This is a genomic window from Kitasatospora sp. NPDC023176, assembly GCF_055560495.1.
This window is the reverse complement of the sequence record NZ_JBVHIP010000003.1, coordinates 149,613-168,052: the sequence shown is the minus strand read 5'-3', so window position 1 is coordinate 168,052 and position 18,440 is coordinate 149,613. Positions and strand designations below refer to the sequence as shown.

Sequence of the window (18,440 nt, the reverse complement as noted above, 5' to 3'; positions counted from 1 at the left end):
GCCTGAGCGGGTTGCATAGACTTGCGGGGAACAGTCGTCGCCCGAAGCCCGCGCCCACCCGGACAGGAGCCCGTACCCCGTGGCGATCCAGCCGATCCGTCTCTTCGGAGACCCCGTCCTGCGGGCCACCGCCCAGCCGGTGACCACCTTCGACAAGGAACTGCGGAACCTGGTCGCCGACCTCACCGACACTATGCTCGGCGCCCCCGGCGCCGGCCTGGCCGCGCCCCAACTCGGCGTCTCGCTGCGGGTGTTCACCTACCACGTGGACGGCGTCACCGGGCACCTGATCAACCCGGACCTGTCGCTCAGCGAGGAGGAGCAGGAGGGCCCGGAGGGCTGCCTGTCGCTGCCCGGACTGCGCTACGACACCAAGCGCGCCCACGGCGTGGTGGCCAAGGGCTTCAACATGTACGGCGACCCGGTCACGCTGGAGGGCACCCAGTTGCTCGCCCGGTGCATCCAGCACGAGACCGACCACCTGGACGGCATCATCTTCATCGACCGGCTCGACCGGGAGCAGCGCAAGGCCGCACTGAAGGCCATCCGGGAGGCCGACTGGGGCAGCGGGCCGGCGCCCGTCGTCAAGGTCTCGCCGCACAGCACCTTCGGCTCCGCGCGCTGAGCCCGTTCCTCGATTTTCGTATGCAGAAAGGCACTTGATGCGTCTCGTCTTCGCCGGCACCCCCGAGGTCGCCGTTCCCGCCCTGGACGCGCTGATCGCCTCCGACCGGCACGAGGTCGTCGCGGTGGTCACGCGCCCCGACGCCCCCGCCGGGCGCGGGCGCAAGCTGGTCGCCAGCCCCGTCGCCCAGCGCGCCGAGGAGGCCGGGATCGAGGTCCTCAAGCCGGCGAAGCCCAGCGACCCGGACTTCGTCGCCCGGCTCACCGAACTCGCCCCCGACTGCTGCCCGGTGGTCGCCTACGGCGCGCTGCTGCGACCCGGCACCCTGGAGATCCCCCAGCACGGCTGGGTCAACCTGCACTTCTCGCTGCTGCCCGCCTGGCGCGGCGCGGCCCCCGTCCAGCACTCGGTGCTGGCCGGTGACGAGGTGACCGGGGCGTCCACCTTCCTGATCGAGCGGGGCCTGGACTCCGGGCCGGTCTACGGCGTGATCACCGAGGAGATCCGCCCGGCCGACACCAGCGGCGAACTCCTCACCCGGCTGTCGCTCTCCGGTGCCCGGCTGCTCGCCGCCACCATGGACGGCATCGAGGACGGCTCGCTGCACGCCGTGCCACAGCCGGCCGAGGGCGTCACCCTCGCGCCGAAGATCACCGTCGAGGACGCCCGGATCGACTGGAACCACCCGGCACTGCGGATCGACCGGGTGGTGCGCGGCTGCGCGCCGGCACCGGGCGCGTGGACGGAGTTCCGGGGCGAGCGGCTGAAGGTCACCGGGCCGGTCAAGCTGCTGCCGGAGTCGGCCGAGCTGGCGCCGGGCGAGGTCGCGATGGCCGGCAAGAACAGCGTGCGGGTCGGGACCGGGAGCCACGACATCGAGCTGGGGGAGGTGCGTCCGCAGGGGAAGAAGGAGATGCGGGCGGCCGACTGGGCGCGCGGGGCGCGGCTGGAGGCGGGGGAGCGGTTCGGGGTCCGGGAGGACGGCTCCGAGGGCTGACCTTCGGGTTTGGCGTTACTGTTCGTTCGAGATCTTCTGATAATCACCGCAGCACTTTGAGGTTCCTGTGAGCACCCCCAGCACCCCCAGCACGTCCGGCGCCAAGCGGGCGCCCCGTCCGCACCGCCGCCCCAAGAAGGACCCGGCCCGGATCGTCGCGTTCCGGGCGCTGCGCGCCGTCGACGAGCGGGACGCGTACGCCAACCTGATCCTGCCCTCCCTGCTCCGCGAGGCCGAGCAGAAGGGCATGGACCGGCGCGACGCCGCCCTCGCCACCGAACTCGTCTACGGCACCCTGCGCCTGCAGGGCACCTACGACGCGGTCATCGCGGCCTGCATCGACCGGCCGCTGAGCAAGGTCGACCCGCCGGTCCTCGACGTGCTCTCGCTCGGCGCCCACCAGCTGCTCACCACCCGTATCCCCAGCCACGCCGCCGTCTCGGCGACCGTCGAGCTGGCCCGGGTGGTGCTCGGCGACGGCAAGGCCAAGTTCGTCAACGCCGTGCTGCGCCGGATCAGCGCCCACGACCTGGACGCCTGGATCGAACGGGTCGCCCCGCCGTACGACAAGGACGCCGAGGACCACCTGGCCGTCGTGCACTCGCACCCGCGCTGGGTGGTCTCCGCGCTCTGGGACTCGCTCGGCCGCTGGCAGCCGGACGCCTCCGGGCGCACCGCGATCGAGGAACTGCTGCGGGCCGACAACGAGCGGCCCGAGGTCACCCTGATCGCCCGGCCCGGCCGGGCCACCGTCGGCGAACTGGCCGACGCGCTGCCCGAGGCCCAGCCCGGGCGCTGGTCCCCGTTCGCGCTCCGGCTCGCCGAGGGCGGCGACCCCGGCGCGCTGGCCGCTGTCCGGGAGAACCGGGCCGGCGTGCAGGACGAGGGCAGCCAGCTGGTCGCGCTGGCCCTGGCCGCCGCGCCGCTGGACGGCCCCGACCGGCTCTGGCTGGACGGCTGCGCCGGCCCCGGCGGCAAGGCCGCGCTGCTCGCCGCGCTCGCCGCCGAGCGGGGCGCCGGGCTGGTCGCCAGCGAGAAGCAGCCGCACCGGGCCCGGCTGGTGGCGCGGGCACTGGAGGGCAACCCCGGCCCGTACACGGTGATCGCGGCCGACGGGACCCGCCCGGCCTGGCGCTCCGGCGGCTTCGACCGCGTCCTGGTCGACGTGCCGTGCTCCGGTCTGGGCGCGCTGCGGCGCCGCCCGGAGGCGCGCTGGCGCCGCCGGCCGGCCGACATCGCGGCCTTCGGCCCGCTCCAGCGGGACCTGCTGCGCTCGGCGATCGAGGCCACCCGGGTCGGCGGCGTCGTCGGCTACGCGACCTGCTCGCCGCACCTCGCGGAGACCCGCGCGGTCGTCGACGACGTGCTGCGCGGCGAGGGCGGCCGGGTCGAGTGGATCGACGCGCGGCCGCTGCTGCCCGGTGTCCCGGCGCTCGGCGACGGGCCCGACGTGCAGCTGTGGCCGCACCTGCACGGGACGGACGCGATGTACCTGGCGCTGCTGCGGCGCACCGCCTGACGTGCAGGGCCTCTCGTCCGGATCGTGCCCCGGTGCGATCCGGACGAGAGGCCCAGGCCTGCCCCGTGCGGGAGGAGTGGCTCGCCCCGCCGCTTGCACCTCGGGCGGTGGCCGCGCGCGGGGCGTCCGCCCGAGGAGTTGACGCTGGTGCACCGGCTGGTCCGGTCGGTCCGGCTGGTCCGGTTGGTCCGGTCGACTGGGGGTGAACGGGGGCGCCTCGTTGGGGAGTTCCGGGCCGAGGTGTTCGGTTCGGGGGGCTCGGGGGGCTCCGGGGGTTCCGGGGGTTCGGGGGTGCCGGGGTTCGGGATCTCGGACGTTGCGGAGGTCTGGGTGGTCGGCTCGGAGCGGTCGCGCGGACGTTGACGCCGGAGCCGGTGCACTCGGCGGTGCGGGCCACCCGCTGAGCGGGCGGCGCCGTCACAGCCACCGGGGCGGCGGGCCGGGGCAGTTGGTGAGGAACGCGTGGGCCTGGGCGCGGAGGTGGTCGACCGGTGGGTCCTCGCAGATCGCCTCCATGCCGAGGGCGGTGCTGTGGCTCAGGTGGTGGTAGGACTGGTAGGCGAGGTACGGGCGGTGGTCGTCCAGGGGGTCCAGCCCTACGGTGAGGGTCGCGTAGAGGTCGTGCTCCTTCCCGGCGCCCGTGGTGCCCGTGCGGAAGAGCTGCCATTCGAACTCGTACGGTTCGGGTTCGGCGGGCAGGTCGAGGAGGGCCTGGGCGAGCCGGCGGACCTCGTCCGGGTCGGCGAAGGGAAGCGACTCCGAGCAGAACGGTGCGGCCGCCAACAGCTCCCAGTCGCTGCCGTTGTGGCGGATCGCCAGTTCCCACTCGCCGTGCTGGTCGAGCCATCGGCAACTCAGGATCGGATCCATGGTGGTCAACCTCCCTGTGGGGTCGGGCCGTTACGTTTTCTCCTCATCGTGGCACACCGGGCGGGCCGGGGTCGCGCGGTGTGACCCGTCCTCGGGCGGCTTGCCAGGCTTCCTGCAGCGGACGGTGGTCGAGCACGGTGATGTCGTGCTCGGTCGAGTCGGGCCTCGGCGGCGAGAGCGGCGCGGCCGGCCGGGGTGGGGGCGTACAGCTCGCCGCTGGGGTCGAGCAGGGAGGACACCTGGTCGCGGTCGGCCAGCGGGCCCCAGCGCAGGTGCGGCGCCTCGCAGACCAGGGTGAGGTGGATGCCGAACGGGATCTCCGGGTGGCGGCGCAGGAGTCGGAGCGCGTGCGGGGCGGCGTGACAGGGGGTCATCAGGCTGCAGGACGCGGCGATGCCCTGCTGGACCGCCTCGACGACGGCGAGGTTGACGGACTCGTCCAGGCCGAGGTCGTCGCAGGTGAGGAGCAGGAGGCGGGCGTCGGGCGGGTGGCCGAGGAGCCGGTTGGCGTGCGGGCCGTCCGGGGTGGGGGCTGAGGTGGACATGGGGGGCAGTCTTCACCCGGCGGCGGGGCGGGCGCGCGGGGATGACCGCCGCCCGGCCGGGCTCAGTCGGCGGTGGCGGTGGTGGGGACAGTAGTGGTGGGGGCGGGGTGCCAGGGGCGGTTGGGGCGGGTCTGGACGGGGGCCGAGGTGAGGCGCAGTCCGTACACCTCGTGGTCCGGTGCCGGAGAGGGGACCGGGCCGAGGTACTCGTGACCGGTCAGGTGGCACCAGGCGGGCAGGTCGAGCGGGGCGGCGGGGTCGGTGGTCTGGATGTGGACGACGGCGCCGGCTGGGAGGTGGGCGATCTGCGCGCGCAGACGGAGCAGGAGCTGGACGCAGAGCAGGCCGGTGCCGTCGACGGTGAGGTCGGCCTCGTCGGGTGCGGCGTCGTCGGGGGTGGTGTCGGTGGTCATCGGGGGGTCTCCTGGGTGATGCGCCAGAGGTGGCGGGGCAGTTCGCCCTCCTCGAACGGGTGGACCTCGGCGAGGTGCCAGCCCTCGGCGAGCCGGTCCACCAGCTCGCGGGGGAAGAAGTGGACGGCGAAGCCGCCGTGTTCCCAGATGTCGTCCCCGTGGCCGGTGCCGGCGCCGAAGTGGGCGTCGCCGGTGTGGCGGACGGTGTAGACGAAGGTGCCGCCCGGGCGCAGGACCCGGCGGACCTCGGCGACCAGCGCCGCGATCTCCTCGGTGCTGAGCGCCATGCAGAGCAGCATGTGGGCGAACACCGCGTCGACCGAGGCGTCGGGGAGGGGCAGCGGCGCGCGGACGTCGTGCACGACGGTGCGGACCCGCTCGGCCAGGCCCTGCTCGACGGCGGCGCTGCGCAGCTGTTCCAGGCCGGGCGGGCTGAAGTCGGTGGCCAGCACGGTGAAGCCCGCACGGGCGAAGTGGAGGGCGTCGCGGCCGTGGCCGGCGCCGAGTTCGAGCACCTCGCGGGCGCCGGCGGCGGCGAAGGTCCGGGCGGCGTACTCGGCGGGGGCGGATGGCTGCTCGCCGTACATCGCGGGGTGGGCGTGGTACGTCCGCTGCCAGTGGGCGCGCTGGGCCTCGGCGAGGGCGGGCTCCCGGTGGGGCGCCTGGCCGGACGACGAGTCGGGCGTCGGGCCGGATGTCGGGCCGGGAGTGCGGGTCATGGTGGTGGGTGCCCTTCGCGGGGGTGCGCCGTGGTGCGGGTAGTGCAGGTGGTGTGGGTGGGGCGGACAGGGCGGGTGAGGCGGGCGGTTCGGGTTCAGCCTAGGGCGCGTGGGGTGGGGCCGGTGGCCGGGGGTGCGCCGGTGGGTGCCCGGGCGGGTGTCCGGGCAGGGCCCCGGTCACGGCCTCGGGATGTGCCGGTGTTCGGGGGCGGTGCCGCCCAGGCGGGTGAGCAGGGTGGACAGCTGGGTGAGGTCCTCGCTGCTCCACTGGTCGGGGGCGAAGTGGTCGGCGGCGACCTGCCGGGCGGTGTGCAGCATCTCGGCGAGCCGTTCGCGACCGGTCGGGGTGAGGGCGGCGTAGGCGACCCGGGCGTCACGGGCGGCGGCCTCGCGGGCGACCAGGCCGATCCGCTCCAGCGGGGCGAGACCTCGGGTGACGCCGGAGGCGGTGAGGCCGAGGGCCTCGGCGAGGTCGACCCGGCGCATCCGGCCGCCGGGGGCCTGGGCGAGGTGCAGCAGCAGGGTGAAATCGGACAGGCTCACGCCGTGCAGGCCGCTGAGGCTCGCGTCGAAGCGTTTGACCACGGCGGTCTGGGCGCGGACCAGGCGCAGGGCGGTGTCGAGCGGGTCCGGGCGGGGGGCGAAGGCGGGGTCGGTGGTGCGGGCGGTGGGGGGATCGGGGTTGGGATCGGGGTTGATCGGGCTTGTCATTGCCACCTCCTTGACTGCTCAAGTATAGGCATGGGCGGAGCCGTCAAGGAGGTGGCGGGGGAGGGGGGTCGGTCAGCCGGTGGCGTTGGCGGCGCGGCGCTGCCGCTTGCCGAGGGGCGCCTGGGAGAGGTCCTCGGCCTGGGAGCGGAGGTTCTTGTAGCCGTAACCGTGCTCGGTCAGCCAGGACTGCGCCGCCTCCTCGGCCCGCTCGGTGGCCGCCAGGATGTCCTCCTCGGCCTCGCCCTCGTCCAGGAAGCGGAAGGTGAAGGCGGCCCGCGCGGTGAGGTCGTAGCTGAGATGGCCCACGCGGGTGAAGGCCGCGTGCAGGACGTCGTGCTCGGGCGCGGCGGCGAGGAGTTCGGCGCGCTGCTCGTCGGTCAGGGCGTCGAAGACGCCGCGCACCATGATGCGGAAGGTTCGGGTGGTCATGCCCCGACGATAGGCAGGAGGGGGTGCCGATCGCCAATGCGATTTCGGGGGTGGGGCGGTGGGCCGACGGGTCGGCGGGCCAGCGGGCCGGTGTGTTGGCGGGTCGGCGGGTCGGCAGGCCGGTGTGTTGGCGGGTCGGGGCTGGGTGGTCAGGCCAGGCCAGGTCGGGTGGAGGCGCTTGCGCAGGTCCAGCGTGGCGAAGAGGCCGTCGCAGTAGCCGAGGTCGTGTCCGGTCTTGCCCCAGACCTCGGTGCCGTCCTGCAGCGGGATGGCCAGCAACCCCGCGCTGTAAGCAGGCCTTGCCCTTGTCCGGCCCCAACTGGCATTCACCGGAGTCCTGGTAGGGCAGCAGCTGCCCGGCGGCGTCGAGTGGCAGGGCGAGCAGGTCACGCAGCTGCTGCGGGGGCAGGAGTTCGCCGTCGAGCAGGGCGCTCAGGAAGCGGTCCAGGCCGGCGGGGTGGAGACCATCGACTCGGGCCGTCACCAGGGGATCACGCCTGCGGCGGGATCCCCTGGGGGTGCGGGCGAAGCGGGTGCGGGCGGGACGGGCGAGGCGGAACACGGTGGAGACTCCCTTCTTCGGCGGCCCCGGTGGCCGCCGTCTCGGTGACTCCAAGACTGGTCGCCGACACCCCCTCCGCACATGTGCCGATCGGCATAAGGCGATCACCGAGTTCGGCGGCCGGCCCTGCCGATCGGCAGGGCCAGCGCGGGAGTTCAGGCCCCAGGCCAGGCCAGGCCAGGCGAGGCCCTCGCCCGGCCTGGCCAGGCCCTCGCCCAACCCCTGGCGGGCCCCCGCTACGCCCGGGCCGGCAGCCGGGTGCAGACCCTCCCGGCCGCCAGTGAAGCGGCCTCGGCACCCACCACCGCCAGCGTGAAGTCCGTGGTCAGCGCGTTGATGTCGGCGCTCTGCCGGACCAGGTAGTGGCTGCCCCCGGGCACCTCGTAGCGCGCCAGCTCGGGCACCACCTGCCGGGCGCGCAGCGCGTACTCCAGGGACTGGGCGGCGTTGGCCGCACTGTGGTCGGCGGTGCCGTGCACGATCAGCACCCGCCGCCCGGCGAGCTGGTCGACCCGGTCGCCGGTGGGCAGCCAGGGGGCGATCCCGGCCACCCCGGCCACGTTCGGGTGCCCCGCGCACCAGAACGCGGCCCGCCCGCCGAGCGAGTTGCCGATCAGCACCACCGGTGCGCCCGGGTACCGGCGGGCGAGCTCGTCGAGTGCCCAGCGGGTGTCGACCGCGGTATCGGCGTCGGCGCCGTTCCAGCCGCTGTAGCGGTAGCGCAGCAGGTGCACCGCGAGGCCGTGCGGGCGGCCGCGTTCGGTGAGTCCGGTGGCGAGCCCCCGCAGGCCCAGTTCGGCGATCCGCAGCGGTCCGCGCCGGCTGCGGAGGAACCCGCCGGGCAGCAGCAGGGCGACGCCGGAGACCGGGCCGTCGCCGTCGCCCTCCCACGGGGTGAGCTGTGCGGTGCGCGGGCGCTGGGCTCGGAACACGCCGGTCCTTCCTGGGGGCCGTCGGGGGACGGTGGTGCTGAAGTGGACACGCGGATTCTACGGTTCCGACGGCGGGTCACGGTGCGTCAGGAGCGACCACAGCACCCAGCCGGTGACGCGGGTGCGGGCGACCAGGACCTTCGCCCAGCGGGCGCCGAGCGGGGAGGTCCAGGTGTCCACCACCTCGACCCGGTCGCCGGAGCGGGCCAGCCCGATCACGGTGTCGCCGCCGAAGTGGTCGAGCCGGATGTTGGCGGCGTTCGCGGAGACCTCCCACCACCCGGCCCCGACCACGGGCGTCCGCTGTTCACCGGGGGTGACGGTCGCCGGGGCCAGCAGGATGGCGAGCGAGAGCGCCGCCGCCGTGGCCCGGCCGATCACCGCCACGACGGCCTCGGGGCCGCGCCGTGCCCGGGGCGTGCGGAAGCCGCACCGTGCCCGGGGCGTGCGGAAGCTGTGGGGAGCGCGGGGGTCATGTACAGCAGAACGAGTCGTCGGGTGTGTGCGAACGGTCGGGCGTGGATGCTCACCCGGTCGGGCGAGCGTGGCGGGCGGTACCGCTACGGGCCAAACTTGCTACCAGTGCCAACTGGCGCCGAACGAGACCGAGTTGGCCTAGCGCCGACGCCCCTGCTCGCCCTCGGGGCTCTGCGGCCCCCGCTCGCCCGCCCGGGCGCGGCCCGAGAGCAGCTCCTGCACGCTCGGGAGCTTCCGTCGCTGCTGCGCGGGCGGGTCGACCGGCTGCGGCCGGGGCTCCGGCGCCGGGCCGAGACCGGCCTTGGCGACCGCGTCGGCCAGGAAGTCCGAGGCCTGGCGGCGGGCGTTGTCCACGCTGCGCCGCAACTGCTCGGCGTCGCCGCGCAGCTTGTCGGCCTGACGGCTCAGCAGGTCGTTGCGCTGCTCGGCCTCGCTGAGCTGCCTGAGGCTGGCGGCGGCCCGGGCGGCGGACTCGCGTTCGAGCTGCTCGCCGCGGGCCCGGGCGTCGGCGAGGATCTGCTGCGCCGCGGACTCGGTGCGGGTCCGGATGTCGGTCACCTCCTGCTCGGCCTGGCGGCGGAGGAAGGCGGCCTCGGCCTCGAACCCCTCCCGGAGCCGGGTGACCTCCTCGCGGGCCCGGGCGAGCAGCGTGTCCGCCTCCTGGCGACGGGCCAGGACGTACCGGTCCTGTTCGGCGGCGGCATGGGCGGCATGGGCGGCGTGGGCGGCGTGGGCGGCGTGGGCGTCGAGGACGGTGGGCCGGTGGCCATACGTGTCGGCCGCCCCGGCCGCCCACGCCGCCCCGGTCGGTCCGGCGATCCGGAGCAGCCGTTCGGCGACCTCGTCGGCGTCGGCCGGGCGGGCGGCCGGGTCCTTGGCGAGCAGGTCGAGGACGAGGGCGTCGAGCTCCGGCGGCACGGGTGGCCGCAGGTCGCCGGGGGCGGTTGGCCGGACCTCGGCGTGCTGGCGGATCAGCTCGTACAGCGTGCCGCGGAACGGGGGTCGCCCGGTGAGGAGTTCGTACAGCAGGCAGCCGAAGGCGTAGAGGTCGGATCGGGCGTCCAGGCTGCGGTTCTCGAAGCGTTCGGGGGCCATGTAGGCGGGCGTGCCGACGATCACGTTGGTGCTGGTGACGCCGTCGTCGACGTGGCCGCTGCGGGCGATGCCGAAGTCGACGACCTTGACCGCGCCGCTGGACTGGATCATCACGTTGGCCGGCTTGACGTCCCGGTGGACGACCCCGGCCCGGTGCGCGGTGGCCAGCGCCCGGGCGATCTGGACCGCCCAGGCCAGCGAACGGTCCAACTCCGGTACGCCGTCGGCCAGGTGGCGGCTGAGCGGGGCGCCGTCCAGCAGCTCCATGACCAGGAAGAACAGCGGGCGGTCGGCGGCCCGGTGCTGCCCGAAGTCGTGCACGGTGACGATCGAGGGGTGGTTGAGCGCGCCGGCCGTGGCCACCTCCCGGGCGAACCGGGCCGCGTCCTTGGGGGAGCCGCTGCCGCCGGGGAGCATCACCTTGACGGCGACGAGGCGTTGGATGCGCGCGTCGCGGGCCTTCCAGACCGCGCCGAAGGCGCCCTCGCCGATCTGCTCGACCAGTTCGTACCGTCCGTCGAGTACCTCGCCCGGCTGCATCCCCCGCCCCTTCCCGCGATCCGGTGCCCGCGGCCGGGCCCGCTTCAACCTACCCCCGGGGGCACGGTGGCTGGTCATCCGCTGCGGTCGGCGGCCAGCTCCGCCAGGACGGCGTCGAGCAGGCCCGGGAGGCGGGTGTCGAGTTCGGTCCGGCGCAGGGTGACCAGCCGGGCCTTGCCGCTGGTGCGGACGGCGACCACGCCGGCCTCGCGCAGGAGCCGCCAGTGGTTGGAGAGGGTCGAGCGCGGGACGGCTATCCCCTCGGGGCTGCAGGTGGTCTCGCCGTCCTCGGCGAGGCGCCGGACGAGTTGCAGGCGGACCGGGTCGCCGAGGGCGTGCAGGACGGTGGCGAGGTCGAAGTCCTCGGGGTGGGGCTGGGGCAGGGTCCGCATCGGGTTCCTCGGGTGGGCTGCGGCCGGCTCTGGTGGCGGGCCCGGTGTGCTGTCTAGTATGACGCTTCGACAGTTCGGGAAAGTCGAACTGACCGTGGATCAGCCCCGGGCCGCCGATGGCGGGGCCGTTCGGAGAGGGAGGCCGGAGGATGAAGGTGCTGGCGACGCTGGCCCGGGTGTACGTGGACGATCTGGACACGGTGCTGCCCACGCTGCGCGAACTCACCGGCGAGCGCGAGGGATTGCGCTTCCCGTACGCCGGGGTCGAGGTCGCGCGGATCGGCGGCCTGCTGGTCGTCGCGGGGACGGAGGAGGCGCGGGCGCCCTTCCGCCGGGTGCAGAGCACCCTGCTGGTCGACGACCTGGACGGCCTCGGGGAGCTGCTGCGGATCCAGGGCGGCGAGCTGCTGGACGGCCCCAACGAGGTGCCGACCGGACGCAACGCCACCGCTCGGCACCCCGGCGGGGCGGTGTTCGAGTACGTCGAGTTCGTGCCGGACCGGCCGGTGTTCACGGCGGACTGACGGGCGTCGGGGAGCCGCCCGGTCGGCCCTCGGGCGGCGGGCGTGGCGACCGGCCTGCGACCGGCCTGCGGGCGGCGGGCGGCGGGCGTGGCGACCTCGGGCGGGCGGCTCGGCGGGGTGGTGGACGGCGCCCAGGGCCCCGATGCTGCCGGCCGGGCGGGTGGGGGAGGCGCTGTCCGGGTCGGCCGGGCTGGGCCGGGAATCGTAACGATCACGGGGGCGGGGCCTCCCATGTGCAGGGGCGGAAGGGGTTTTTCCTGCTCTTTGTTTAGGATCTTGCTTTGCTCTGCGACGATCCGATGATCGTCGCCCGATTGTGGTGGGCGGCGCTTCGCAGGGGAGAAACCGGCATGGCCGAGCGGCCCGAGGACAGCGTCGTCCGGCTGAGGACGAGGTGGCGCGCCAGGTTCGTCAGGGACAGGGAGACCTTGATGGTGGTCTTCGGCGGAGTCCTGGGAGCCATGTTCGCGAGCCTGGGCCTGGCGGTGCTGTTCGGCCCCGCCAACGGGTTCGGCGGCGCCAGCCTCGGCGTGATGGGCGCCCTCAGCATCCTCGGGATGCTGCCCTGCGGGGCGAGCTTCGTCTGGGCGCTGATCCACCCCCGGCGCGGGCTCCCCGCGGCGGCCGTCGGCACCGTGCTCGGGCTGGGCATCTTCCTCGGCTTCGCCGGGGACGGCGTCAACGACTCCTGGAAGGCCCCGCCGGACCACCCGTCCACCGTCCGCGCGGTCGGCAGCTGGACCAGCGGTGACCTGGTGGTGCGGGTCCGCCCGGACGAGGTGGTGGCGTACCGCCGCGGGGACGGGGCGGTCGCCTGGCAGTGGACGCCGCCGGGCTCCGACTCCGTGTGCACGATGAGCCGCGGGGTCGGGACCGGCGGCATCGGCGTGATCGGCCACTCGGCGCACGGAAAGCCCTGCGGGGCGGTGACCTCGCTGGACCTCACGGACGGCAAGCCGGGCTGGACCGCCACCGTGAACGCACCCGCCCGGGACGGTGACGGCGCGGATTCGGACCTCGTCGCGGTGGCGGGCACCGAGGCCGTGCTGCAGGGCACCGACGGCTGGCGGGCCGTACGGCTGACCGACGGCCGGGAGCTGTGGCGCGGCGAGCCCGACACCGGGTGCACGCCGCTGGAGGTCGCGGGCGGTGACCAGGACGTGGTGACGGCCGCCCAGTGCGGCGACGGGACGGCGGTCGTGCGCACCCTGGCCCCCGGGGACGGACAGGCTCGGACGCGGGCCGCCGTGCCGGCCGAGGGCGGGATCAAGAACTTCATGGTGGTGTCCGTCGACCCGCTCGCGGTCTGGGTCGACGCCCAGGCCGAGCGCGGCACCCACGCCGTGCTCAGCTTCGACCGGGCGGGCCGCCAGCGCGCCGCCATACCGGTCTCCGGCGACGAGTACGACCTGGACGTGATGCTCGGCGGCGTCCACGCCTTCGACGAGTTCAGCGCCCGGCCGCTGTTCGGCGGCATGGTCGTCGGAGACCTGTTCATCGTGCCCGGGGAGAAGCCCGGCGACGTCAGCATGAGCGGCGGCCTGCACCCGAGCCGCACGGCCACCGGCCGGCTGGTCGCCTACTCCCTGGCGGACGGCGGGAAGCGCTGGACGGCGGGCCTGGACGACCAGGTCACCGGCGTCCTGGCGGACGGCACCTCGGTCTGGGCGATGACCCGCGACAAACTGACCCGGATCGACGCCGCGACCGGCCGGCAGAGCCGCGAGCTGGACGTCAACGACACCGCCTCGCTCTACCCGGTGGACCTCTCGGTGGCGGGCCGGGAGCACTTCACGGTGGTCGCGGAGGACGGCACCCGGGACGAGCCGCCGGTCCGCGGGATGAGCTGAGGGCCGTCCGGGCGGATCGAGCAAGCTCCTGCGTGCGGCGCTGCGGGAGGCCGGCGCGTGCGGGGGAGGGCCGGGCCTTCGGGGGCTCCACCGGCCTCCTTGTCCTCCGCAGGACAGGCGTGCGTACCGGTCCTACGGTGGAACCGGGTAGCCGCTCTTTGCCGAATGAGTGTCCATGTCGGTTCTTGTCGGCGAGTCTTCCGGCACCGGCTTCGTCCCACCCGGCGAAGCGCAGCCTCGTTTCCCAGGAGGGGTCATGGCTACTGGGACAGTCAAGTGGTTCAACGCCGAGAAGGGCTTCGGGTTCATCGAGCAGGACGGCGGCGGTCCGGACGTGTTCGTGCACTACTCGAACATCGACAGCTCGGGCTTCCGTGAACTGGTGGAAGGCCAGAGGGTCGAGTTCGACGTGACCCAGGGCCAGAAGGGACCGCAGGCCGAACGCGTCCGCCTCGCAGGGTGACGGTCGGCCCGGGCCCGCCCTGGGCCGGAGCCAGGCGCGCCCGGGCCCGCCCGGGCCGACACGCGGGAGGACACGATGAGCGTTCGGCACACCCTGAACATCATGGACTGGCACGACGACGGCTCCTCCACCTGGCTGCGCTGGGTAGTCAGCGCAGACCAGATGAGGATGGTCCGGGATCTCCTCGACCGGGCGCCGGACGCGGAGGGCGTCGTGACCCCGGAACAGGCGGACCAGGCACGCACGGCCACTGATCGGTGGGTGACGTGGGTGGAACAGGACTGGTCGCCCCCAGGGTGACGTCACACCGGAGCCTCAGGCGGTGAAGCGGGGGAGAAGCATGTCCTCCCCGAATCCGGCCGGCGCCCCGGCTTCTCCACGTCGACAACCACCAGAACCTCCCCTACGGCGAGCGCAGGAAGGCTCCCGTACGACGAGTCCACCGAGGGCCTCGACCTCCCCTCCGTCACCTCCTCCTGGCTCGGCCACTGGGAGCCGGACCTCTTCGACTCGCTGATCTGACCGACCCGACCGCTTGTGTCAGGCTGGTGGGGGAGCACCGCCGAGCTCGGGAGGCTCGTGATGGCCGAGATCAGGGTGAACGGGGTCTCACTGCACTACGAGGCCCGTGGTGAGGGCCCCGGTGTCGTCCTGGTGCACGGCTCGTGGACCGACGGCGACTCCTGGTCCCGGGTGATGCCGGGCCTGGCGGAGTCCACCACCGTCGTCGCCTACGACCGGCGCGGGCACAGCCGCAGCGAGGACCCGCTCACCCAGGGCTCGGTGTACGAGGACGCGGCCGACCTGGCGGGGCTGGTCCAGGGGCTCGGACTGGCACCCGCCTTCGTCTGCGGCAACTCGTACGGGGCACTGGTCACGCTGCGGCTCGCCTCCGCCCGGCCGGACCTGCTCCGCGGCGTCGCCGTGCACGAGCCGCCCGCCACCGGCCTGCTGCTGACCGACCCGGAGCTGCGGCCGGTCGGCACCGCGCTCGCCGGGCGCGTGGAGGCCGTCCGGGAGCTGCTGGAGCAGGCGGAGTCGGCCGCGGCGGCGGAGCTGTTCGTCGAGACGGTCGCCTACGGGCCGGGGGCGTGGGCCCAGCTGCCCGCGCCGGTGCGGCACACCTTCATCCGCAACGCGCCGACCTACCTGGACGAGCTGCGGGATCCGGACGCGCTGGACCTGGACCTCACCGCGCTCGCCCGCTTCAACGAGCCCGCGCTGCTCACCCAGAGCGATGACAGCCCGCCGATGTACGGCGAGGTGCTGGACCTCATCGACCTCGCGCTGCCGAAGGCGGAACGGCACCTGTACGCGGGCGCCGGTCACGCCCCGCACCTGTCGCAGCCGGAGGAGTGGGTGCGGGTGGTGCTCCCGCGCGCACTGGTGTGACCGGTGCGGGTGTGAACGGTGCTGGTGTGACCTGCGTGGGTGTGACCGGCGCTGGTGTGGACGGTGCGCGTCGGTCTGGTCGGCAGCGTCCCGCACCCCGGGTGAATCGTCCGCCTTTGGGGTGGTGACGATTCGGCCCTGGTCGAATCCCCACCCGCCCGCTCGCCCTCCAAGTCACCCTGGGCACAAGCTACTTCCGTGACCGCGTCAGGACGGACGCGGTGCGAACGGAAGGACGAACATGACGAGCACGCGCGGCCGCGTCGCCGCCCTGCTGGGCGCCGTCGCGGTGGTCGCCGGCACCACCCTCGCCGGCCCGGCCGCCGCGGCGCCGGCCGAACCGCAGCACCGGCACGGCGGCGGGATCACCGGGCAGGCACCCTGTCAGGGCGCGCCCGAATTCACCTGCGGGACCTTCACCGTGCCACTCGACCACAGCGGCGCCACCCCCGGCACCCTCCAGCTCGACGTGGCGATGACCGGCAACGCCGACGCCCCCAAGGGTGACCTGCTCTTCCTGGCCGGCGGCCCCGGGCAGCCCGGCGTACCGCTGATGCGCCGGATCGCGAGCAAGCTGACGCCCGTGCTGAAGGACTACCGCCTGGTCATGTACGACCAGCGCGGCACCGGCCAACGGGCCCTGCAGTGCCCCGGCCTCCAGGAGGACATGGGCTCCTCCGACCTCGCCCTGCCCCGTCGGCAGTCCATCGCCGACTGCGCCACCGCCCTCGGCCCGAACGCCCGCTACTACAGCAGCGAGGCCACCGTCGGCGACATCGACCTGCTGCGCCAGGCCCTGGGCGACCACCGGCTGACCCTCGACGGCGTCTCCTACGGCACCTTCGTCGCCGAACGCTACGCCCTCGCCCACCCGGCGCACGTGGCCCGGCTGGTCCTCGACTCGGTGGTGCCGCAGGGCGGTTACGACCCGATGGACCTCGCCGCGCTGCCCGCCACCGCGCGAGTCCTGCGCAGCGCCTGCCAGGCCACCGGCTGCACCACCGACCCGGCCGCCGACCTGGCCACCACCGTGCGGAAGTACGGCGACGGGGCACAGATCCTGGACGCGCTCACCAGCTACGAGTTCACCGACCCGAACTACGGCGGGGTGCCGGAAGCCCTGCACGCGGCGGCCGGCGGGCAACCGGAGAAGCTCCAGGCCTTCATCGACGACGTGCACAAGGGCGACGCCGCCCCGGCCGAGTTGCTCAGCCAGGGCCTGCACGCCGCCACCCTGTGCGCCGACGGGCGCTACCCGTGGGGCACCTCGGACACCCCGGTCGAGGGCCGGGCGGCCGCACTGGCGGAGACCCGGCAGGACCTGACCGCCGACCAGACCTGGCCGTACGACCCGGCGACCGCGACCGGACTGGGCTCCCTGCTGGTCTGCCTGGACTGGCCGCGCGAGCAGGTACCGCCGCTGCCGTCGGAGCACCGCAAGCTGCCCGATGTGCCGGTGCTGCTGCTCGGCGGCGACCGGGACCTCTCCACCCCCTACGAATGGCTCTACCAGCAGGCGAAGTCGACGCACGACCCGCAGATCGTGATCGTCCCGGGCGCGGCGCACTCGGTGCAGACCCGGGCGGCCGACCCGGCCGGGCGGCAGGCGGTCTACGACTTCCTGTCGAAGTGACGTGAGGCCGGTGACGGTCCGCTCCGCGCAGGGGAGGGAGCGGCCCGTCACCGGCTCAGCGCTCGGTCGCGCCCCAGCCGTCGTCGGGCAGGGCGGGGTCGGGCTCGGGGCAGTCGACGTGGTCGTAGCCCCACATCATCGCCTTGTACAGCATCCAGTCCGCCAGCGGCGGTTCGTCGCTGTTCTCCCGGTCGGTGAGGATCAGGGCGACCCAGACGTCCTCGGCCGGCGAGAACTCCAGGGTCCGCTGGCCGGGGAGGTTCTCGTACGTCACCGTCCGCCAGGTGCAGCCGGCCGCGGTGAGCGCGGCGGTCAGCTCGGATTCGACGAAGCGGGTCTCGTAGGTCTCCAACCCGCCACCAGGCAGCGGAAGGTCGAGCTGCCCCTGCCAGGTCAGCAGGGACAGCGACCGGAGCTGCCGACAGCGACAGAACACCGTGAGCACGTCGCCGAAGCCGAAGGCGTGCGGCCAGCGGCTCTCCCGGTGGATCCGGCCGCCGTCCCACGGATCGCCGTAGTGAGCGGCGAGTTCGGGCAGGGTGGCGCCGTAGCGCAGTTCGCCGAGGGCGCCGGTGGCGAACAGCTCGGTGAGTCGGCCGAGGAACCCCGTCACCCCAGGCACCCGCGCACCGCCTCGATCAGCCGGTTGGCGCGGGCGTCGCCGTGGCCGATCATCCGGTTGGCGACATAGCCGAAGCCGACGCCGAACTCGTCGTCACCGAAGGCGAACTGGCCGCCCGCGCCGTCGTTGCCGAAGCTGCGCGCACCGAGCAGCGGGCGGAACGCGGGGGAGTCGAGCAGCAGGCCGGAACCCCAGCGGGCGCCCATGTCGAAGCCCAGGAAGCCCTGGCCGGAGGAGAGTTCGCGCACCGCGTCGCTCACCGTCTCGGTGGAGAGCAGTCGGGGCCCGCCGTCCAGGCCGGTGGCCGCGGCCGCGTACAGGCCGGCCAGGCCGGTGGCGGAGGCGACGGCGCCCGCGCCGGGCAGCTCGATCGCGTGCAGGGCCGGGTCGTTCCAGCCGTGCGGCACGTCCAGGCCGGGGAAGACCAGGGCGCCGTTCATGGTGACGATCCGGGTGAGCAGGTGCTCCGGGCCGGGCATCGGACGGCGGCCCTCGGTCTCCACCAGCCGGGCCAGCCGCGGGTGTTCGCTCTCCGGCAGGCCGATCCACAGCGGCAGGCCGAGCGGCCCGGCGATCTCCTCGCGCAGGAACGCGCCCGGGGTCAGCCCGGTGATCCGGCGGATCACCTCGCCGACCGCGAAGCCGAACACATGGCCGTGGTACTCGTACGTCGTTCCCGGCTCCCAGAGCGGCTGCTGCTGCTCGATCGCCCGGACCACCGGCTGCCAGGCGGCGATCTCCTCGAAGGGGAGCACCGCGTCCAGGGCGGGGAGGCCGGCCCGGTGGCCGAGGATCATCCGGGTGGTGACGGCCTGCTTGCCGTGGCGGGCGAACTCGGGCCAGTAGCGGGCGATCGGGGCGTCCAGGTCGAGCCGGCCCCGCTGGGCGAGCAGCAGGGCGCTGATGCTCACCGCGCCCTTGGCACAGGAGAACACCGGGACGACGGTGTCCTGCGTCCAGGCCCGGCCGGTGTGCTGGTCGGCGGTGCCGCCCCACAGCTCGACCACCTTGCGGCCGCCGACGAAGACCGTGACGGCGGAGCCGAGTTCGGGGAACTCGGCGAAGTTCCCCGCGAAGGCGTCCGCGACGGCGCCGTAGCCGTCGTCGGCCCAGCCCTGGTACTGCTGCAT

Annotated in this window: 21 protein-coding genes; 9 read left to right on the top strand and 12 right to left on the bottom strand. The window is 74.3% G+C overall.

The window, feature by feature from the left end:
- Window positions 1–79: 79 nt before the first annotated feature.
- The 3 genes from def (at window position 80) to ACZ3YL_RS06705 (ending at window position 3,141) form a co-directional block, all read left to right on the top strand.
- Window positions 80–625 (top strand): peptide deformylase, encoded by a 546-nt coding sequence (def, locus tag ACZ3YL_RS06715; protein WP_188307389.1) that lies wholly within the window; start codon window positions 80–82, stop codon window positions 623–625.
- A 37-nt stretch (window positions 626–662) separates the two neighbouring features.
- Window positions 663–1,622: a methionyl-tRNA formyltransferase gene (fmt, locus tag ACZ3YL_RS06710; RefSeq protein ID WP_188307388.1), complete on the top strand. Its 960-nt coding sequence runs from the start codon at window positions 663–665 to the stop codon at window positions 1,620–1,622.
- Window positions 1,623–1,689: 67 nt separating this feature from the next.
- Window positions 1,690–3,141: an RsmB/NOP family class I SAM-dependent RNA methyltransferase gene (locus tag ACZ3YL_RS06705; protein WP_465655934.1), complete on the top strand. Its 1,452-nt coding sequence runs from the start codon at window positions 1,690–1,692 to the stop codon at window positions 3,139–3,141.
- 417 nt (window positions 3,142–3,558) lie between these two features.
- Here ACZ3YL_RS06705 and ACZ3YL_RS06700 read toward each other — a convergent pair whose 3' ends face one another.
- The 10 genes from ACZ3YL_RS06700 to ACZ3YL_RS06655 all read right to left on the bottom strand — a co-directional run bounded on the left by ACZ3YL_RS06700 (window position 3,559) and on the right by ACZ3YL_RS06655 (window position 10,826).
- Entirely contained in the window at window positions 3,559–4,011 is a 453-nt protein-coding gene (locus ACZ3YL_RS06700) for a hypothetical protein (protein ID WP_188308301.1), read from the bottom strand.
- A gap of 5 nt (window positions 4,012–4,016) precedes the next feature.
- The gene (locus tag ACZ3YL_RS06695; RefSeq protein WP_465655931.1) at window positions 4,017–4,556 is read right to left on the bottom strand and encodes a ChbG/HpnK family deacetylase; all 540 of its coding nucleotides are present in this window, start codon (window positions 4,554–4,556) and stop codon (window positions 4,017–4,019) included.
- A 62-nt stretch (window positions 4,557–4,618) separates the two neighbouring features.
- Window positions 4,619–4,969 carry a sulfurtransferase TusA family protein gene (locus ACZ3YL_RS06690; protein ID WP_188308303.1) on the bottom strand — a complete coding sequence of 117 codons (351 nt, stop codon included), beginning with the start codon at window positions 4,967–4,969 and terminating at the stop codon, window positions 4,619–4,621.
- Window positions 4,966–5,688 (bottom strand): class I SAM-dependent methyltransferase, encoded by a 723-nt coding sequence (locus ACZ3YL_RS06685; protein WP_465655927.1) that lies wholly within the window; start codon window positions 5,686–5,688, stop codon window positions 4,966–4,968. The genes ACZ3YL_RS06690 and ACZ3YL_RS06685 overlap by 4 nt, the downstream gene beginning before the upstream one ends.
- 177 nt (window positions 5,689–5,865) lie before the next feature.
- Window positions 5,866–6,399 (bottom strand): MarR family winged helix-turn-helix transcriptional regulator, encoded by a 534-nt coding sequence (locus ACZ3YL_RS06680; RefSeq protein WP_465655925.1) that lies wholly within the window; start codon window positions 6,397–6,399, stop codon window positions 5,866–5,868.
- 72 nt (window positions 6,400–6,471) lie between these two features.
- A complete protein-coding gene (locus tag ACZ3YL_RS06675; protein ID WP_465655923.1) occupies window positions 6,472–6,828 on the bottom strand; it encodes a DUF6204 family protein in 357 nt (118 codons plus the stop codon).
- Window positions 6,829–7,626: 798 nt separating this feature from the next.
- Window positions 7,627–8,322 (bottom strand): alpha/beta hydrolase, encoded by a 696-nt coding sequence (locus ACZ3YL_RS06670; protein WP_188308308.1) that lies wholly within the window; start codon window positions 8,320–8,322, stop codon window positions 7,627–7,629.
- Between the two features lie 57 nt (window positions 8,323–8,379).
- Complete coding sequence (locus tag ACZ3YL_RS06665) at window positions 8,380–8,709, bottom strand: hypothetical protein (RefSeq protein WP_188308309.1); 330 nt, start codon at window positions 8,707–8,709, stop codon at window positions 8,380–8,382.
- Window positions 8,710–8,937: 228 nt separating this feature from the next.
- Window positions 8,938–10,434 (bottom strand): serine/threonine-protein kinase, encoded by a 1,497-nt coding sequence (locus ACZ3YL_RS06660; RefSeq protein WP_465655921.1) that lies wholly within the window; start codon window positions 10,432–10,434, stop codon window positions 8,938–8,940.
- Window positions 10,435–10,508: 74 nt separating this feature from the next.
- Window positions 10,509–10,826 (bottom strand): ArsR/SmtB family transcription factor, encoded by a 318-nt coding sequence (locus tag ACZ3YL_RS06655; protein ID WP_188308311.1) that lies wholly within the window; start codon window positions 10,824–10,826, stop codon window positions 10,509–10,511.
- Between the two features lie 149 nt (window positions 10,827–10,975).
- On the opposite strand from ACZ3YL_RS06655, the gene ACZ3YL_RS06650 reads away from it, so the two are divergent.
- The 6 genes from ACZ3YL_RS06650 (at window position 10,976) to ACZ3YL_RS06625 (ending at window position 16,688) form a co-directional block, all read left to right on the top strand.
- Window positions 10,976–11,350 (top strand): VOC family protein, encoded by a 375-nt coding sequence (locus tag ACZ3YL_RS06650; RefSeq protein WP_188308312.1) that lies wholly within the window; start codon window positions 10,976–10,978, stop codon window positions 11,348–11,350.
- A 350-nt stretch (window positions 11,351–11,700) separates the two neighbouring features.
- Window positions 11,701–13,200: an outer membrane protein assembly factor BamB family protein gene (locus tag ACZ3YL_RS06645; protein WP_188308313.1), complete on the top strand. Its 1,500-nt coding sequence runs from the start codon at window positions 11,701–11,703 to the stop codon at window positions 13,198–13,200.
- A gap of 256 nt (window positions 13,201–13,456) precedes the next feature.
- Window positions 13,457–13,663 (top strand): cold-shock protein, encoded by a 207-nt coding sequence (locus ACZ3YL_RS06640; protein ID WP_188308314.1) that lies wholly within the window; start codon window positions 13,457–13,459, stop codon window positions 13,661–13,663.
- A 75-nt stretch (window positions 13,664–13,738) separates the two neighbouring features.
- Window positions 13,739–13,963, top strand: coding sequence for a hypothetical protein (locus tag ACZ3YL_RS06635; RefSeq protein WP_188308315.1), 225 nt, complete (start codon window positions 13,739–13,741; stop codon window positions 13,961–13,963).
- A 282-nt stretch (window positions 13,964–14,245) separates the two neighbouring features.
- Window positions 14,246–15,055: an alpha/beta fold hydrolase gene (locus ACZ3YL_RS06630; protein ID WP_188308316.1), complete on the top strand. Its 810-nt coding sequence runs from the start codon at window positions 14,246–14,248 to the stop codon at window positions 15,053–15,055.
- Window positions 15,056–15,296: 241 nt separating this feature from the next.
- On the top strand, window positions 15,297–16,688 hold the full coding sequence (locus tag ACZ3YL_RS06625) for an alpha/beta fold hydrolase (RefSeq protein ID WP_465655918.1): 1,392 nt from the start codon (window positions 15,297–15,299) through the stop codon (window positions 16,686–16,688).
- Between the two features lie 55 nt (window positions 16,689–16,743).
- Here the strand turns inward: ACZ3YL_RS06625 and ACZ3YL_RS06620 are convergent, their stop codons facing one another.
- Entirely contained in the window at window positions 16,744–17,301 is a 558-nt protein-coding gene (locus ACZ3YL_RS06620) for a hypothetical protein (RefSeq protein WP_465655916.1), read from the bottom strand.
- Window positions 17,298–18,440 (bottom strand): serine hydrolase domain-containing protein, encoded by a 1,143-nt coding sequence (locus ACZ3YL_RS06615; protein WP_465655914.1) that lies wholly within the window; start codon window positions 18,438–18,440, stop codon window positions 17,298–17,300. Before ACZ3YL_RS06615 ends, ACZ3YL_RS06620 begins: the two co-directional genes overlap by 4 nt.

Excerpts from the sequence above, each read along its gene's own strand:
- ACZ3YL_RS06685 (WP_465655927.1), bottom strand. The coding sequence starts at position 5,688 with ATGACCCGCACTCCCGGCCCGACATCCGGCCCGACGCCCGACTCGTCG.
- ACZ3YL_RS06635 (WP_188308315.1), top strand. The coding sequence starts at position 13,739 with ATGAGCGTTCGGCACACCCTGAACATCATGGACTGGCACGACGACGGC.
- fmt (WP_188307388.1), top strand. The coding sequence starts at position 663 with ATGCGTCTCGTCTTCGCCGGCACCCCCGAGGTCGCCGTTCCCGCCCTG.
- ACZ3YL_RS06680 (WP_465655925.1), bottom strand. The coding sequence starts at position 6,399 with ATGACAAGCCCGATCAACCCCGATCCCAACCCCGATCCCCCCACCGCC.
- ACZ3YL_RS06625 (WP_465655918.1), top strand. The coding sequence starts at position 15,297 with ATGACGAGCACGCGCGGCCGCGTCGCCGCCCTGCTGGGCGCCGTCGCG.
- ACZ3YL_RS06700 (WP_188308301.1), bottom strand. The coding sequence starts at position 4,011 with ATGGATCCGATCCTGAGTTGCCGATGGCTCGACCAGCACGGCGAGTGG.
- ACZ3YL_RS06660 (WP_465655921.1), bottom strand. The coding sequence starts at position 10,434 with ATGCAGCCGGGCGAGGTACTCGACGGACGGTACGAACTGGTCGAGCAG.
- ACZ3YL_RS06640 (WP_188308314.1), top strand. The coding sequence starts at position 13,457 with ATGGCTACTGGGACAGTCAAGTGGTTCAACGCCGAGAAGGGCTTCGGG.
- ACZ3YL_RS06695 (WP_465655931.1), bottom strand. The coding sequence starts at position 4,556 with ATGTCCACCTCAGCCCCCACCCCGGACGGCCCGCACGCCAACCGGCTC.
- ACZ3YL_RS06645 (WP_188308313.1), top strand. The coding sequence starts at position 11,701 with ATGGCCGAGCGGCCCGAGGACAGCGTCGTCCGGCTGAGGACGAGGTGG.
- ACZ3YL_RS06630 (WP_188308316.1), top strand. The coding sequence starts at position 14,246 with ATGGCCGAGATCAGGGTGAACGGGGTCTCACTGCACTACGAGGCCCGT.
- ACZ3YL_RS06675 (WP_465655923.1), bottom strand. The coding sequence starts at position 6,828 with ATGACCACCCGAACCTTCCGCATCATGGTGCGCGGCGTCTTCGACGCC.
- ACZ3YL_RS06690 (WP_188308303.1), bottom strand. The coding sequence starts at position 4,969 with ATGACCACCGACACCACCCCCGACGACGCCGCACCCGACGAGGCCGAC.
- ACZ3YL_RS06650 (WP_188308312.1), top strand. The coding sequence starts at position 10,976 with ATGAAGGTGCTGGCGACGCTGGCCCGGGTGTACGTGGACGATCTGGAC.
- ACZ3YL_RS06655 (WP_188308311.1), bottom strand. The coding sequence starts at position 10,826 with ATGCGGACCCTGCCCCAGCCCCACCCCGAGGACTTCGACCTCGCCACC.
- ACZ3YL_RS06615 (WP_465655914.1), bottom strand. The coding sequence starts at position 18,440 with ATGCAGCAGTACCAGGGCTGGGCCGACGACGGCTACGGCGCCGTCGCG.